Source organism: Roseateles flavus, from assembly GCF_039872765.1.
GTDB classification, from domain to species: Bacteria; Pseudomonadota; Gammaproteobacteria; order Burkholderiales; family Burkholderiaceae_C; genus Roseateles_B; species Roseateles_B flavus.
Window position 1 is genome coordinate 847,065 of record NZ_JBDPZC010000001.1, and the last position, 13,154, is coordinate 860,218.

Consider the following 13,154-nt stretch of genomic DNA (forward strand, 5'->3'; position numbering starts at 1 on the left):
GTCGGAGGGCGGCCGCCCCAAGCAGCTTGGGCGGCCGCAGCAGTCCTGCATCTGAGCGTGCTGCTGGGCCTTGGCCAGCGCTCGCTCACCCTGGGGGAAGGCGGTTCTGCGCATCAGCGTGAGCCGGCTTCCCTTTCTTTTCGTGTGCTGCAGCCGGCTACTGCCGGCACTGGGCCCGCCACCGCGCCAGCAAGCCTTGACACTGCGGTGACGGCGTCTTCCACGCAGACAGCCCCTCAGGTGGCAACGGTGGGGGCGTCTGCGGCGGTGTCCAGCGAGTCCGCTGAAATTCCTGTGGCGCAGCTGGCCGGCTTCAATCTGCAGGACTACCTGCCCCGCAGGGCGGTGGACGAGGGGCCGCGCGTCCAGGGGCAGGTGAACCTCCCCTGGCCCGAGGGCTTCCCCGGCCGCCAGATGCACAAGGGCCGATTCCGGGTCTACATCGATGAGCATGGGCGGGTCCGGCGCGTGGCGGTCGAGGCGCTGGAGATGGCCCCTCCGTTTGTCGAGCTCACCCAGCAGGCCTTTCTGCAGGCGCATTTCGAGCCGGGCAAGCTGGGCGGCATGCCGGTCAGGACCTGGATCCTGATCGAAGTCGTCTACGAGGACTCCGGCGTCGTCTTCACCCAGGTGCTGTCCGAACAGTGAAGTGCGGCAGAGTGGGCAGAAATGCCCGGCCGCCGCGAGCATTTCCGTGTTTCCCCTATGATGTGGCCTCTTTTGTCTGGGCAGGTGCCCAGCCGCCACTGGCCCATGCCTGCCCAAAGACTACAGACCACTGATCAAGTGACGCCCCTGATCGAGCTGCGCGACGTGAGCTGCGGCTATGCCGGGCGCGCCATCCTGCAGGGCGTGAACCTGCAACTCAAGCGCGGCGCCGTGCTGGCCCTGATCGGCACCTCGGGTGGCGGCAAGACCACGCTGCTGCGGGCCCTGAGCCGCCAGATCACGCCCATGGCCGGACAGGCCTTCTTCGACGGGCAGGACATGGCCGACCTGGACCAGGCAGGCCTGTTCGCCGTGCGCCGGCGCATGGGCATGCTGTTCCAGTTCGGCGCCCTCTTCACCGACCTCAGCGTGTTCGAGAATGTCGCCTTCCCCTTGCGCGAGCACACCCGCCTGCCCGAATCCATGATCCGGGACCTGGTGCTGATGAAGCTCAACGCCGTCGGCCTGCGCGGTGCCCGCGACCTGATGCCCAGCGAGATCTCCGGTGGCATGGCGCGTCGCGTGGCCCTGGCGCGGGCCATCGCCTTGGACCCCGACCTGGTGCTGTATGACGAACCCTTCGCGGGCCTGGATCCCATTTCGCTGGGGGTCACGGCCCGCCTGATTCGCGACCTCAACGACGCCCTGGGCCTGACCAGCGTGATCGTGTCGCACGACCTCCACGAGACTTTTGCCATCGCTGACCATGTGGCCATGGTGGCCAATGGCCGCGTGGTGGCCCAGGGCTCGCCGGAGGAGCTCCGTCACAGCCAGGATCCGCTCGTGCAGCAATTCGTCGGCGCCCAGCCGGACGGTCCGGTCCGCTTCCACCAGCCGGCCGTGCCCGTGCTGCAGGACTTCGGCCTCAGCGGGAGGTCGGCATGAATCGCCTTTCCCTGCACATCGGTTTCACGCTGCGCAGCAAGCTGGCCCAGGTCGGGCAGGCGGCCCGGCTATTCATGCAGCTGCTGGCCTGCAGCCCGCGCGCCCTGATGCGCTTCTCGCTGATCCGGGAACAGGTCTACTACCTGGGCAACCGATCCTTGTCCATCATCGGCGTCTCGGGCCTCTTCGTGGGCTTTGTGCTGGCCTTGCAGGGCTACTACACCTTGCAGCGCTACGGCTCTGCCGAGGCGGTGGGCCTGCTGGTGGCGCTCAGCCTGGTGCGCGAGCTGGGCCCGGTGGTGAGCGCCCTGCTGTTCGCCGGACGGGCCGGCACCTCGCTGACGGCCGAGATCGGCCTGATGAAGGCCGGCGAGCAGCTGACGGCCATGGAGATGATGGCGGTCGATCCCGTGACCCGCGTGCTCGCGCCGCGCTTCTGGGCGGGCTTCATCGCCATGCCCCTGCTGGCTGCGGTGTTCTCCGCCGTGGGCGTCATCGGGGGCTGGCTGGTGGGCGTGGTGCTGATCGGCATCGACGCCGGTGCCTTCTGGTCCCAGATGCAGGGCGGTGTCGACGTCTTTGCCGATGTGGGCAATGGCGTCATCAAGAGTCTGGTCTTCGGCCTGACGGTCAGCTTTGTGGCCCTGCTGCAAGGCTATGGCTGCAAGCCGACGCCGGAAGGGGTGTCTTACGCCACGACCCGCACGGTCGTGGTTTCATCGCTGGCTGTGCTTGCACTGGATTTCGTGCTGACGGCCATGATGTTCTCGATTTGATGGGAGAAGAGGATGCAAGCCTCTCGACATGATGTGTGGGTGGGTTCCTTCGTGCTGCTGGGCGCGGCGGCCCTGCTGTTCCTCGCGCTGAAGGCCGGCAATCTGCTGAGCCTCAACTTCGACGACACCTACACGGTGGTGGCCAAGTTCGACAACATCGGCGGCCTGAAGGCCCGTGCCGCGGTGAAGAGCGCCGGCGTGGTCGTGGGCCGTGTGGAGTCCATCAGCTTCGATGACAAGAGTTTCCAGGCTCGCGTGGTCCTCAAGCTCAACCAGGGGGTGGCCTTTCCCAAGGACAGCTCGGCCAAGATCCTGACGGCCGGCCTGCTGGGCGAGCAGTACATCGGCCTGGAGCCTGGCGCCGATGAAAAGAACCTGGTCGCCGGCGATGTGATCAAGCAGACGCAGTCCGCCGTGGTGCTGGAAAACCTGATCGGGCAGTTCCTCTACAACAAGGCCGCGGACAGCGGCAGCGGGGAGAAAAAGTGAGTTGGACCCAACGCGGCGCCGTGCTGGCGCTGAGCCTGAGCCTGGTGGCCTGCGCCTCGCTCAAGGGACCGGGCGCCCCGGGCCAGAAGCTGGACCCCTGGGAGAACTGGAACCGCAAGGTCTTCGCTTTCAACGAGGACCTGGACTCGCACGTGCTCAAGCCCGTGGCCACCGCCTACAGCGAGGTCGTGCCCAGCCCGGCCCGCACGGCGATCGACAACTTCTTCAGCAATGTGGGCGACGCCTGGTCGGCCATCAACCTGACGCTGCAGGGGCGCTTCAAGCTGGCCGCGCAGCAGGCCTTCCGCTTCGCGGTGAACTCGACGCTGGGCATCGGCGGCCTGATCGACCTGGCCGGCGAGGCCGGCGTGGAGCGCAACAGCCAGGACCTGGGGCAGACCTTTGGCCGCTGGGGCTTCGGCACCGGCGCCTACATCGTCTGGCCTCTGTTCGGTCCGTCCTCGGTGCGAGACTCTCTGGCCCTGCCCTGGGACCGCACGGCCAGCCCGGCCCTGTATTTCCAGGACGGCCGCAGCAAGGTCTCGATCTACCTGCTGCAGACGGTCAATGCCCGGTCCAACTTCCTGCGGGCCGGCGAGATGCTCGATGGCATCGCCCTGGACAAGTACACCTTCATCCGCGACGCCTACCTGCAGCGCCGGGGCAGCTTCGAGACGGACGACGAATTCGAGGTGATCACCCCGCCGCCTGCTGGCGAGGGCAAGCCCTGACCCTCCTGTGAACCGCCGGGCCTCCTGCCGCGTTGAGAGGTCCATGGTGACGGCCGCCGTCACCCGCTACTGAAAGGAAACCGAATGATTCTGTCGACCAAGCGAACCGCCCTGAAGGCCCTGTTGGCCGCCGCCTCCCTGGCACTGCTACCGATGGCCAGCCATGCCTTGGACGCCAGCACGCCTGACGGCCTGATCCGCCAGCTGTCTATCGAGACCATCGAGGCCGTGAAGTCCGACAAGGCCATCCAGGGTGGCGACGTCAGCAAGATCGTGACCCTGGTGGACACCAAGGTCATGCCGCATGTGAACTTCCAGCGCATGACCTCGTCTGCCGTGGGCCGCTTCTGGCGCCAGGCCAGCCCCGAGCAGCAGAAGCGCCTGCAGGAGGAGTTCAAGACCCTGCTGATGCGCACCTATGCCGGCGCCCTGGCCCAGGTCAAGGACCAGACCATCGCCCTGAAGCCGCTGCGCGCCAGTGCCGAGGACACCGAGGTCGTGGTCAAGACCGAGGTCCGCGGCAAGGGTGATCCCATCCAGCTGGACTACCGCCTGGAGAAGGCCGGCGCCGTCTGGAAGATCTATGACGTCAACGTGCTGGGCATCTGGCTGGCGGACCAGTACCGCAACAGCTTTGCCCAGGAAATCGGTGCCAATGGCATCGACGGCCTGATCAAGGCCCTGGCCGACAAGAACCAGAAGGCGGCCACCGGCGCCAAGAGCTGAGCGGGGTGAATGCTGCCATGCTCAAGCTGCCCGCCAGCATCCGGCTGCCCGAGCTGCCCCTGATCTGGGCCGAGCTCGACGCAGCCCTGCGCGCCGAGGCTGCGCAGGTGAACGCCGCGGCGGGCACCATGCTCAGGCTCAATGCGGTCGACCTCAGCGAATTCGATTCCGGCGTCCTGACGCTGCTGCTGAGCGCGGTGCGCCTGAGCGAGCAGCTGGGTCTGCAGCTGCAGATCCATGAAGTGCCGGCCAAGCTCCAGGAGCTGGCCCGGGTCTATGGCGTGGACGCCGCACTCTGGCCCGAGCTCGCTCCCCAGCTCTGAGCCTGGCTCGCATCATGGAAACGGCGCCCTCGGGCGCCGTTCGTCTTTGTGCGCAGGTGGGTGCGCGCGTCGGGCTCAGGCCGCGTAGCGCTTGCTGCGCAGATTGCGCTTGATCTCCTGCAGTACCGGCCGCAGCTGCTGGCCCAGGCGCAGGGCCACGCCGGTGGTGAGGATGTCCACGGCGGTGAGGTGCAGCAGGCGCGAGACCATGGGGCTGTAGCGGTCGTAGTCCTCCGGATGGTCCACTGCCAGCAGCACCTGCCCCGGGGCCTGGCCCAGCTGGGCGAGCGGCGAGCCGCTGGCGGTGATGATGATGGTGGTCGCCCCCTTCTTGCGGGCGATCTCCGCGGCGTCCAGCAGGTCGCGGCTGCGGCCGGAGTTGGAGATGATCACGGCGCAGTCGCCCGGGGCCAGCATGGTGGCGCTCATCAGCTGCACATGGCCATCGCTGCAGGCGATGGTGTGCACGCCCAGGCGGAAGAACTTGTGCTGGGCGTCCTGGGCCACGATGCCGGAGTTGCCCACGCCGTAGAACTCGATGCGCCGGCCCTGGCGGGCGGACTCGGTCAGGGCGGTGATGGCGCGCTCGAAGGCATGGCTGGCGGCGTCGTTGCGGTAGTGCAGCAGGGCGGCCACGGCGTTGTCGACCACCTTGACGATGAGATCGCCCGGCTTGTCGTCCTCGTCCACCGCGCGGTGCACGAAGGGCACGCCCTCGTTGACGCTGCCTGCCAGCTTGAGCTTGAAGTCGGCCAGGCCGTCATAGCCCACGCTGCGGCAGAAGCGCACCACCGTGGGCTTGCTGACATGCGAGCGGTCCGCGAGCTCGCTCACCGGCAGGTTGGCAAAGGACCGAGGGTCGGCGATCAGCAGCTTGGCCACCCGCTGCTCGGCCGGGGGCAGGGCGGGCAGGGCCGCCTTGACGCGTTCCAGGATGCTCATGCTCACTGCTCCTCGGCCCAGCTGAAGCCGTCACGGGCCACCAGGGCGCTGGCGGCGGGGGGGCCCCAGCTGCCGGCGGTGTAGGTGCGCGGGCCGTTGCTGTCTGCGGCCCAGGCATCCAGGATGGGCTCGACCCAGCGCCAGGCCTGCTCTTGCTCGTCGCTGCGCACGAAGAGGTTGAGCTTGCCGGCGATGGCGTCCAGCAGCAGGCGTTCGTACGCACCCACGCGGGCGCTGCCGAAGGCCTTGTCGAAGTCCAGGTCCAGCGAGACCGGCGCCAGCGACTCCCCGTGCGAATTGCCCTTGGCGGCCAGCAGCTGAAGCTCCAGGCCGTCCTCGGGTTGCAGCTTGATCACCAGGCGATTGGGCTGGTTGGCACCCGGGAAGATGGGGTGGGGCACCGGGCGGAAGTTGACGACGATCTGCGCGTCACGCGCCGCGAGGCGCTTGCCGGTACGCAGGTAGAAGGGCACGCCGGCCCAGCGCCAGTTCTGCACCTCGGTGCGCAGGGCCACGAAGGTCTCACAGGGGCTGTTCGCGGGGATCTTGGACTCGTCCAGATAGCCCACCACGGACTTGCCGTCCACGCTGCCGGCGCGGTACTGGCCGCGCACCACATCGCGGACCACGGATTCCGGCGTGAAGGGCTTGAGCGAGCGCAGCACCTTGAGCTTCTCGTCACGGATGGCGTCGGCGTCGTTCGTGGAGGGCGGCTCCATGGCGATCATGGTCAGCAGCTGCAGCGCATGGTTCTGGATCATGTCGCGCAGCGCGCCGGTGCCGTCGTAGAAGGGGCCGCGCGTGCCCACGCCCAGTGATTCGGCCAGGGTGATCTGGATGTTGGCGATGGCCTGGCGGTTCCACAGCGGCTCGAAGAGCGCGTTGCCGAAGCGCAGGGCCATGAGGTTCTGCACCGAGGGCTTGCCCAGGTAGTGGTCGATGCGGAAGGCCTGCGATTCGGTGAAGACCGAGCGCACTACGCGGTTGATGTGCTGGGCGCTGGCCAGGTCATGGCCCAGGGGCTTCTCCAGCACCACGCGCACCTGCGGGCCGTTCAGCCCCGCGGCGCCCAGCTGCTCGCAGATCTGGGTGAAGAGGTGGGGGCTGGTGGCCAGGTAGAAGACCACGGTGTCTGCGTTGCGCTCGCCCAGCCATTCCTTGAGCCTCGCGTAGTGCTCGGGCTGGGAGAGGTCCATGCGGCGGTAATGCACCAGGGCCGCGAAGCGCTCGAACTCCTCGTCGCTGGGGCGCTTGGCGCCCTCGACTTCCTGGAAGCGCTCCTTGAGCCAGTCGCGGTAGCGTTCGTCGGGCATCTCGTCGCGGGCCACGGCCAGGATGCGGCCGCCCTCGGGCAGCTTGCCGTGGCGGAAGGCCTGGAACAGAGCCGGCATCAGCTTGCGCCAGGTGAGATCGCCAGTGCCACCGAAGAAGACGAGATCGAATGCCATGCCAGGGTTCCGGTTGAGGCTCGAGCAGATGGTGCTGCTTGAACTCTTGATGTAACAAAGTTTCCTGATTTATGATGCACGAGTTTCGTAACCCGGTCAATCCGGACCGCCGTCCGCAGGCCTTGCCCTCTGGGAAAGCCTGGATCCTTGCGTCGCGCGCTTGTAACCCTGTTGGGGCCGCGGCGGGCCGGGGAGCGGTTCTAATAGCGGCCTGCACGAACTTCGGGGTTTCCCTATGCATCAGCTCGAACAACTCAAGGCCTTCACCACCGTCGTCGCCGATACCGGCAACTTCCTGCAACTGGCGCAGTTCACGCCGCGCGACGCCACGACCAATCCCTCGCTGATCCTGAAGGCCGTGCAGTCGCCCGACTACGCACCCCTGCTGAACGAGACCGTGGCCGCCCACAAGGGCAAGCCGCTGGACGAGATCGTGGACCAGGTGCTGGTGCGCTTCGGCCTGGAGATCCTGAAGGTCGTGCCGGGTCGCGTGTCGACCGAGGTCGACGCCCGCCTGAGCTTCGACACCGCCGCCACCATCGCCCGCGCCAAACGCCTGATCGGCCTGTACGAAGCCGCCGGCATCGGCCGCGAGCGCGTGCTGATCAAGATCGCGTCCACCTGGGAAGGCATCCAGGCGGCGCGCGCGCTGGAGCTCGAGGGCATCCGCTGCAACCTGACCCTGCTGTTCTCCTTCTGCCAGGCCGTGGCTTGCGGTGAAGCCGGCGTGCAGCTGATCTCGCCCTTCGTCGGTCGCATCTATGACTGGTACAAGAAGGCCGCCGGCAGCGCCTGGGACGAGGCCGCGCAGGCCGGCGCCAACGACCCCGGCGTCAAGTCGGTCAGCCAGATCTACACCTACTACAAAAAGCACGGCATCCGCACCGAGGTGATGGGTGCCAGCTTCCGCAACATCGGCCAGATCCAGGCCCTGGCGGGCTGCGACCTGCTGACCATCAGCCCGGACCTGCTGGCCCAGCTGCAGGCCAGCGAGGCGCCGCTGAACCGCGCCCTGGATGCCGCCGCGGCCGCCCGTGCCGAGGTGCCCAAGGTCTCTTACAACGAGGCGGCCTTCCGCTTCGCCCTCAACCAGGATGCCATGGCCACCGAGAAGCTGGCCGAGGGCATCCGCCTGTTTGCCGTCGATGCCGGCAAGCTGGACCAGATCATCGAAAGCCAACTCTGATGCAGCACCCGCGTTGCGACCAAAGCCCGGCCTGGGCCCTCTTGCAAGCACAGTACCAATCCAGCGGCGCCGCCTTCGACCTGCGCCAGGCCTTTGCCGAGGAGGGATCGCGCTTCGAGCGCTGGTCCTTCGAGGCTCCGGAGCTGTTCGTGGACCTGTCCAAGAACCGCATCGATGCGCCCACGCTGGCACTGCTGCTGCAACTGGCCCGGGACTGCGGGCTTGAATCGCAGCGCGAGGCGCTTTTCAAGGGCGAGCCCATCAACCACACCGAGGGCCGCGCCGTGCTGCACACGGCCCTGCGCGCGCCGGCGGGCGGTGCGCCCTACAGCGACGAGGTCCAGGGCTCGCTGGAGCGCATGCTGGCCTTCGCCGAGAGCGTGCGTGCGGATGCGGGCATCACGGACGTCGTGCACATCGGCATCGGCGGCTCGGACCTCGGGCCGGCCATGGTGGTGCAGGCGCTGCAGCCTTACACGGACGCGCATCGCCGCCTGCATTTCGTCTCCAATGTCGACGGGCATGACCTGGCCCCCGTGCTGCAGGGCCTGGACGCGCGCAGGACGCTGTTCGTGATCGCCTCCAAGACCTTCACGACCCAGGAGACCCTGGCCAATGCCGAGGCCGCCAAGGCCTGGTTCCTGGCGCAGGGGGGCACCGACATCGCCCGCCATTTCGTGGCCACCAGCAGCAACACCGCGGCGGCGCAGGCCTTCGGCATCCACACCAGCTTCGGCTTCTGGGACTGGGTGGGCGGGCGCTACTCGCTGTGGTCGGTGATCGGCCTGCCTATCGCCATCGCCATCGGCGCCGCGGCCTTCCGCGAGCTGCTCGCCGGTGCTCATGCCATGGATCGCCATTTCGCCGAGACGCCGCAGGAGCGCAATGTGCCGGTGCTGCTGGGGCTGCTGGACCTCTGGTACCGCAACTTCCACGGCTTCACGAGCCGCAGCGTGGCGCCCTACCACCAGGGCCTGCGCCGCCTGCCGGCCTACCTCCAGCAGCTGGAGATGGAGAGCAATGGCAAGGGCGTGGACCGCGAGGGTCAGGTCTTGCCCTATGGCACCAGCCCGGTCGTGTGGGGCGAGGCCGGCACCAATGGCCAGCACGCCTATTTCCAGATGCTGCACCAGGGCACGGATGTGATCCCGGTGGAGTTCATCGCCGTGAAGACCCCGCAGCATGGCGCCCATGTGCAGGGCGAGCTGGCCGAGCGCCTGCGGGACCAGCACCAGAAGCTGCTGGCCAACTGCCTGGCGCAGTCGCAGGCGCTGATGCAGGGCAAGACGGTGGAGCAGGCGCTGCATGAGAAGGCGCCCACGGCCTCCGCCGCCCTGGGCAGGCTGACCGTGGCCCGCCATCGCAGCTTCCCCGGCAATCGACCCAGCACCACCATCGTGCTGGAGCAGCTCACGCCGCGCAGCCTGGGGGCGCTGATCGCGCTCTACGAGCACCGCGTGTTCGTCAGCGGTGCGCTGTGGGGCATCAACAGTTTCGACCAGTGGGGCGTGGAGCTCGGCAAGGCCTTGTGCAGCAGCCTGCTGCCCCGCCTGGCCAGCGGCGATACGCAGGGCCTGGACGGCTCCACGGCCGGCCTGCTGACGAAGCTGAGAAGCGGAGGCTAGTGCCCATGCGTGTGGTCTTCGACTTCGGCGGTGTGCTGTTCCGCTGGCACCCGCCCAGCTTCCTGGCCCGTGTGTGGCCGCATCGCTGTCCTGACGAGGCCGCGGGGGCCGACGCGGCCCGCGAGTTCTTCACTCAGTACAGCGGCGACTGGGGCGCCTTCGACCAGGGGCTCATCGGCCCCGAGGCCGTGATCGAGCGCATCGCGGCGCGTACCGGCTGGCCGCAGGTCGAGGTGCGTGCCGTGGTGGACGCCGTACCGGACGAGCTGCAGGCCGTGCCGGGTACCGTGCGCCTCATCGAGGCCGCGCAGGCGGCCGGGCATCGAACGCATTACCTCTCCAACATGCCGGGCATCTACGCCGATTACCTGGAGCGGCACTATCCGCTGGACCGCTGGTTCGAGGGCGGGATCTTCTCCAGCCGCGTCAGGCAGTCCAAGCCGGGCGCCGAGATCTTTGCGTTGATGGAAGCGCAGCTGGGCGTGCCGCCACAGGACATCGTCTTCCTTGATGACCACCCGGCCAATATCGAGGCCGCGGCCGCACGCGGCTGGCAGGCCCTGCTGTTCACCACGCCGGAAGCGGCGGAGCAGACGCTGCGCGTGCGCGGCCTACTCGGCTGAAGCGGGCCTTCGGACCGCCGTCAGTGCGGCAGCGGCTCGTTGTCGTCGGTGGGCGGTGCGGCGGCCACGCGGAACGATTCGCTGGCCCAGGCACCGAGGTCCATCTCCCGACAGCGTTCGCCGCAGAAGGGCCGGTAGCGGTTGCTGGGCGCGAAGACGGCATCGCCACCGCAGTGGGGGCAGGGCACCAGGCGTTCGCCCTGGGCATTCTTCTTGGATGTGCTCATGGGACTCAGGCGCAAAGCGTCAGTTCAAAGCTGGCGTCCTGGTTGGACAGCTTGAGCCGGCCCTCCTCGTCTTGGCGCATCAGGCGGATGGCCACCATGAGGCGGTGGCCGCTGATCTCGGGGATCAGCCCCAGGCTGGGGTCGATGCGCATGCGCAGCAGCTGGTAACTGCGGCCCTGGGGCAGGCTCTGCTGGTACTGGCCGGCCTGGGCCGCGACCTTGTGCGGCGCGCCGGAGTCGCGCAGCAGGCCCAGCAGCACCTGCAGGGCCTCGGCCAGCGGCATCAGGGACTGGGTCCACTGCATCAGGTCATTGCGGCGGCGCACCGGCAGGAACTGCTGCCAGGTGTAGTAGGCCGGCAGGTCGAACTCGCAGGTGCCGCCGGGAATGCTGATGCGGCTGCGGATGCTCATCAGCCATTCGTTGCTGGTGAGCGCATGGCCCGCCTTGCCGGACAGGGCGTTGAGCTTGTTGAAGGCCGCATCGATGCGCTGGATGACGTTGTCCAGAGCTGCCTCGGAGATGGCCGGATTGCCGCGGTAGCTGTTGAACTGCGCCTTGTGGCGCTCCAGCTCCTTGAGCAGGTCGGACTTGAGATCGGCCCGCGAGGCCACGTCCATGATCTCGAAGAGGGTGACCAGGGCGAAGTGGTGGTCCAGGGACGTCTCGCGGGCGATCAGCTGGCCCAGCCGATCGAACAGGTGCTCCAGCCGCAGCATTGTTCGAATGCTTTCGTTGAACGGGTACTCGTACAAGACCAAGGCGGACATCCCAGGGCAATTGGCGTTGTGGGCGCGCAGGCCGGCTCAGTGGCCGGCAGGCGGATGGCGGATTGTTTCACAGCCGGCCGTCCTCCCTGAAGCCCGCTGCACCGAAATGGCGGGCATGGGGACGGGGCGGTGGCCCATCAGGCCTGCCAGTGTGCGGCAAGCTGCCGGACTTCCAGGGCCAGCGCGGCCAGGTCCAGGCCTTCGTTGCAGATCACCGCATCGGCTGCCGCGCGGCGCTGCTCGCGCGTGGCCTGCTGCGCGAGCACGGCCAGCACGGCCTCGCGCGTCCAGCCATTGCGGGCCATCACGCGCAGCACCTGCGTCTCGGGTGCGCAGTCCACCACCAGCACCCGGTCCACGCGCTGGCGCCACCGGCCGGATTCCACCAGCAGGGGCACATCGAAGACGATCCAGGGGCTCCCTGCCGCCGCGAGCTCCTGGCGGCGGGTCTCCTCGCCGATCATGGGGTGCAGGACGCCTTCCAGCCGCTTGCGGGCCTCCGGATCGCGGAAGGCCAGCTCGCGCATGAAGCTGCGGTCCAGGGCGCCGTCGCCGGCCTGTGCCTGGGGTCCGAAGGCTGCCACGAGCGCGGGCATCGCCGCCCCGCCGGGTGCCGTCAGGCGGCGCGAGATGGCGTCGGTGTCGATCAGGGCAGCCCCGAGCTCGGCCAGGCAGCGCGCCACCGTGCTCTTGCCGCTGCCGATGCCGCCCGTCAGTCCGATGCGCATGCGCTGATCCCGCGGCGTTCGTTCAATACCCGCCCAGCCACCAGGTCATCAGCCGTGCCGGGCCGATCAGCAGCACAGCCAGCCCGCCTCCAGCGAGGAAGGGCCCGAAGGGCACATAGCGGCCCTCGCGCAGGCTGCTGGTGAGCTTCATGGCGATGCCCACGATGGCGCCGATCACCGAGGCGCTCAGCACGATGGGTAGCACCATCTGCCAGCCCAGCCAGGCGCCCAGCGCGGCCAGCAGCTTGAAGTCACCGTAGCCCATGCCTTCCTTGCCGGTCAGGAGCTTGAACAGCCAGTACACCGACCAGAGGCTCAGATAGCCCGTCAGTGCCCCGATCAGGGCCTGGTCCAGGGGCAGGGTCCAGCCCAGCAGGGCGGCCCACAGGCCGGCCCATAGCAGGGGCTGGTTGATGCTGTCAGGCAGCAGGGTGGTGTCCCAGTCGATGGCCGCCAGGGCGATCAGCGCCGCCGCGAAGCCGCACCACAGCAGGGCCTGGGCCTGCGGGCCGAAGCGCCAGGCGATGAGGGCGAACAGGGTGCCGGTCAGGGCCTCGAGGAGGGGGTAGCGGAAGGAGATCGGCGTCTTGCAGGACGCGCAGCGCCCCCCCAGGCGCAGCCAGCCCAGCAGGGGCAGGTTCTCGTGCCAGGCCAGCTGGTGGCCGCACTTGGGACAGCGCGAGCGGGGGCGGGACAGGCTGAACGGCGCTTGCTTCTCCACGGCCTCGCCCAGCCGGCGGATCTGCTCGGCCAGCGGGCCGGACTCGGCCGCCGGCAGGCCGGCGCTTCGTTCCAGCACCTGGGCGTCACCGAGGTGGGCCGAGGCGTCCAGGGTCCAGTCACGTTCCATGATGCGCGGCAGGCGCAGCACCACCACGTTCAGAAAGCTGCCAATGCACAGGCCCAGCAGGCCCAGGGCCCAGGGACTGAGCAGGTGCTGCCAGTCCGGCGAGATCACGAGAGGCAT

At 68.3% G+C, this 13,154-nt stretch carries 16 protein-coding genes; 10 read left to right on the plus strand and 6 right to left on the minus strand.

Annotation, left to right across the window (positions count from 1 at the left end):
* Positions 1–249 precede the first annotated feature (249 nt).
* The 7 genes from ABDJ40_RS03770 (at position 250) to ABDJ40_RS03800 (ending at position 4,638) form a co-directional block, all read left to right on the plus strand.
* Positions 250–648, plus strand: coding sequence for an energy transducer TonB (locus tag ABDJ40_RS03770; protein WP_347606263.1), 399 nt, complete (start codon positions 250–252; stop codon positions 646–648).
* A gap of 105 nt (positions 649–753) precedes the next feature.
* On the plus strand, positions 754–1,593 hold the full coding sequence (locus ABDJ40_RS03775; protein WP_347606266.1) for an ABC transporter ATP-binding protein: 840 nt from the start codon (positions 754–756) through the stop codon (positions 1,591–1,593).
* On the plus strand, positions 1,590–2,369 hold the full coding sequence (mlaE, locus tag ABDJ40_RS03780) for a lipid asymmetry maintenance ABC transporter permease subunit MlaE (protein WP_347606269.1): 780 nt from the start codon (positions 1,590–1,592) through the stop codon (positions 2,367–2,369). Before ABDJ40_RS03775 ends, mlaE begins: the two co-directional genes overlap by 4 nt.
* 12 nt (positions 2,370–2,381) lie before the next feature.
* The gene (gene mlaD / locus ABDJ40_RS03785; protein WP_183103636.1) at positions 2,382–2,858 is read left to right on the plus strand and encodes an outer membrane lipid asymmetry maintenance protein MlaD; all 477 of its coding nucleotides are present in this window, start codon (positions 2,382–2,384) and stop codon (positions 2,856–2,858) included.
* On the plus strand, positions 2,855–3,589 hold the full coding sequence (locus tag ABDJ40_RS03790; protein WP_347606272.1) for an MlaA family lipoprotein: 735 nt from the start codon (positions 2,855–2,857) through the stop codon (positions 3,587–3,589). The genes mlaD and ABDJ40_RS03790 overlap by 4 nt, the downstream gene beginning before the upstream one ends.
* An 84-nt stretch (positions 3,590–3,673) precedes the next feature.
* On the plus strand, positions 3,674–4,315 hold the full coding sequence (locus ABDJ40_RS03795; protein WP_347606275.1) for an MlaC/ttg2D family ABC transporter substrate-binding protein: 642 nt from the start codon (positions 3,674–3,676) through the stop codon (positions 4,313–4,315).
* Positions 4,316–4,332: 17 nt separating this feature from the next.
* Positions 4,333–4,638, plus strand: coding sequence for an STAS domain-containing protein (locus tag ABDJ40_RS03800; RefSeq protein WP_269631757.1), 306 nt, complete (start codon positions 4,333–4,335; stop codon positions 4,636–4,638).
* A 75-nt stretch (positions 4,639–4,713) separates the two neighbouring features.
* Here ABDJ40_RS03800 and ABDJ40_RS03805 read toward each other — a convergent pair whose 3' ends face one another.
* On the minus strand, positions 4,714–5,574 hold the full coding sequence (locus ABDJ40_RS03805) for a MurR/RpiR family transcriptional regulator (RefSeq protein WP_269632127.1): 861 nt from the start codon (positions 5,572–5,574) through the stop codon (positions 4,714–4,716).
* Between the two features lie 8 nt (positions 5,575–5,582).
* On the minus strand, positions 5,583–7,028 hold the full coding sequence (zwf, locus tag ABDJ40_RS03810) for a glucose-6-phosphate dehydrogenase (protein ID WP_347606279.1): 1,446 nt from the start codon (positions 7,026–7,028) through the stop codon (positions 5,583–5,585).
* Between the two features lie 235 nt (positions 7,029–7,263).
* Here zwf and tal point away from each other — a divergent pair, with 235 nt between their 5' ends.
* From tal to ABDJ40_RS03825, 3 genes are read left to right on the plus strand one after another with little or no spacing between them, the layout of a single operon-like run.
* Entirely contained in the window at positions 7,264–8,214 is a 951-nt protein-coding gene (tal, locus tag ABDJ40_RS03815) for a transaldolase (RefSeq protein WP_347606283.1), read from the plus strand.
* The gene (pgi, locus tag ABDJ40_RS03820; protein ID WP_347606286.1) at positions 8,214–9,839 is read left to right on the plus strand and encodes a glucose-6-phosphate isomerase; all 1,626 of its coding nucleotides are present in this window, start codon (positions 8,214–8,216) and stop codon (positions 9,837–9,839) included. Before tal ends, pgi begins: the two co-directional genes overlap by 1 nt.
* A gap of 5 nt (positions 9,840–9,844) precedes the next feature.
* Positions 9,845–10,462, plus strand: coding sequence for an HAD family hydrolase (locus ABDJ40_RS03825; protein ID WP_347606289.1), 618 nt, complete (start codon positions 9,845–9,847; stop codon positions 10,460–10,462).
* A gap of 20 nt (positions 10,463–10,482) precedes the next feature.
* Here the strand turns inward: ABDJ40_RS03825 and ABDJ40_RS03830 are convergent, their stop codons facing one another.
* The 4 genes from ABDJ40_RS03830 to ABDJ40_RS03845 form a co-directional block, all read right to left on the minus strand.
* A complete protein-coding gene (locus tag ABDJ40_RS03830) occupies positions 10,483–10,689 on the minus strand; it encodes a DNA gyrase inhibitor YacG (RefSeq protein WP_347606292.1) in 207 nt (68 codons plus the stop codon).
* Positions 10,690–10,694: 5 nt separating this feature from the next.
* Entirely contained in the window at positions 10,695–11,450 is a 756-nt protein-coding gene (gene zapD / locus ABDJ40_RS03835; protein WP_347607355.1) for a cell division protein ZapD, read from the minus strand.
* A 146-nt stretch (positions 11,451–11,596) separates the two neighbouring features.
* Positions 11,597–12,187: a dephospho-CoA kinase gene (gene coaE, locus ABDJ40_RS03840; protein WP_347606295.1), complete on the minus strand. Its 591-nt coding sequence runs from the start codon at positions 12,185–12,187 to the stop codon at positions 11,597–11,599.
* Positions 12,188–12,209: 22 nt separating this feature from the next.
* Positions 12,210–13,154, minus strand: coding sequence for a prepilin peptidase (locus tag ABDJ40_RS03845; protein ID WP_347606297.1), 945 nt, complete (start codon positions 13,152–13,154; stop codon positions 12,210–12,212).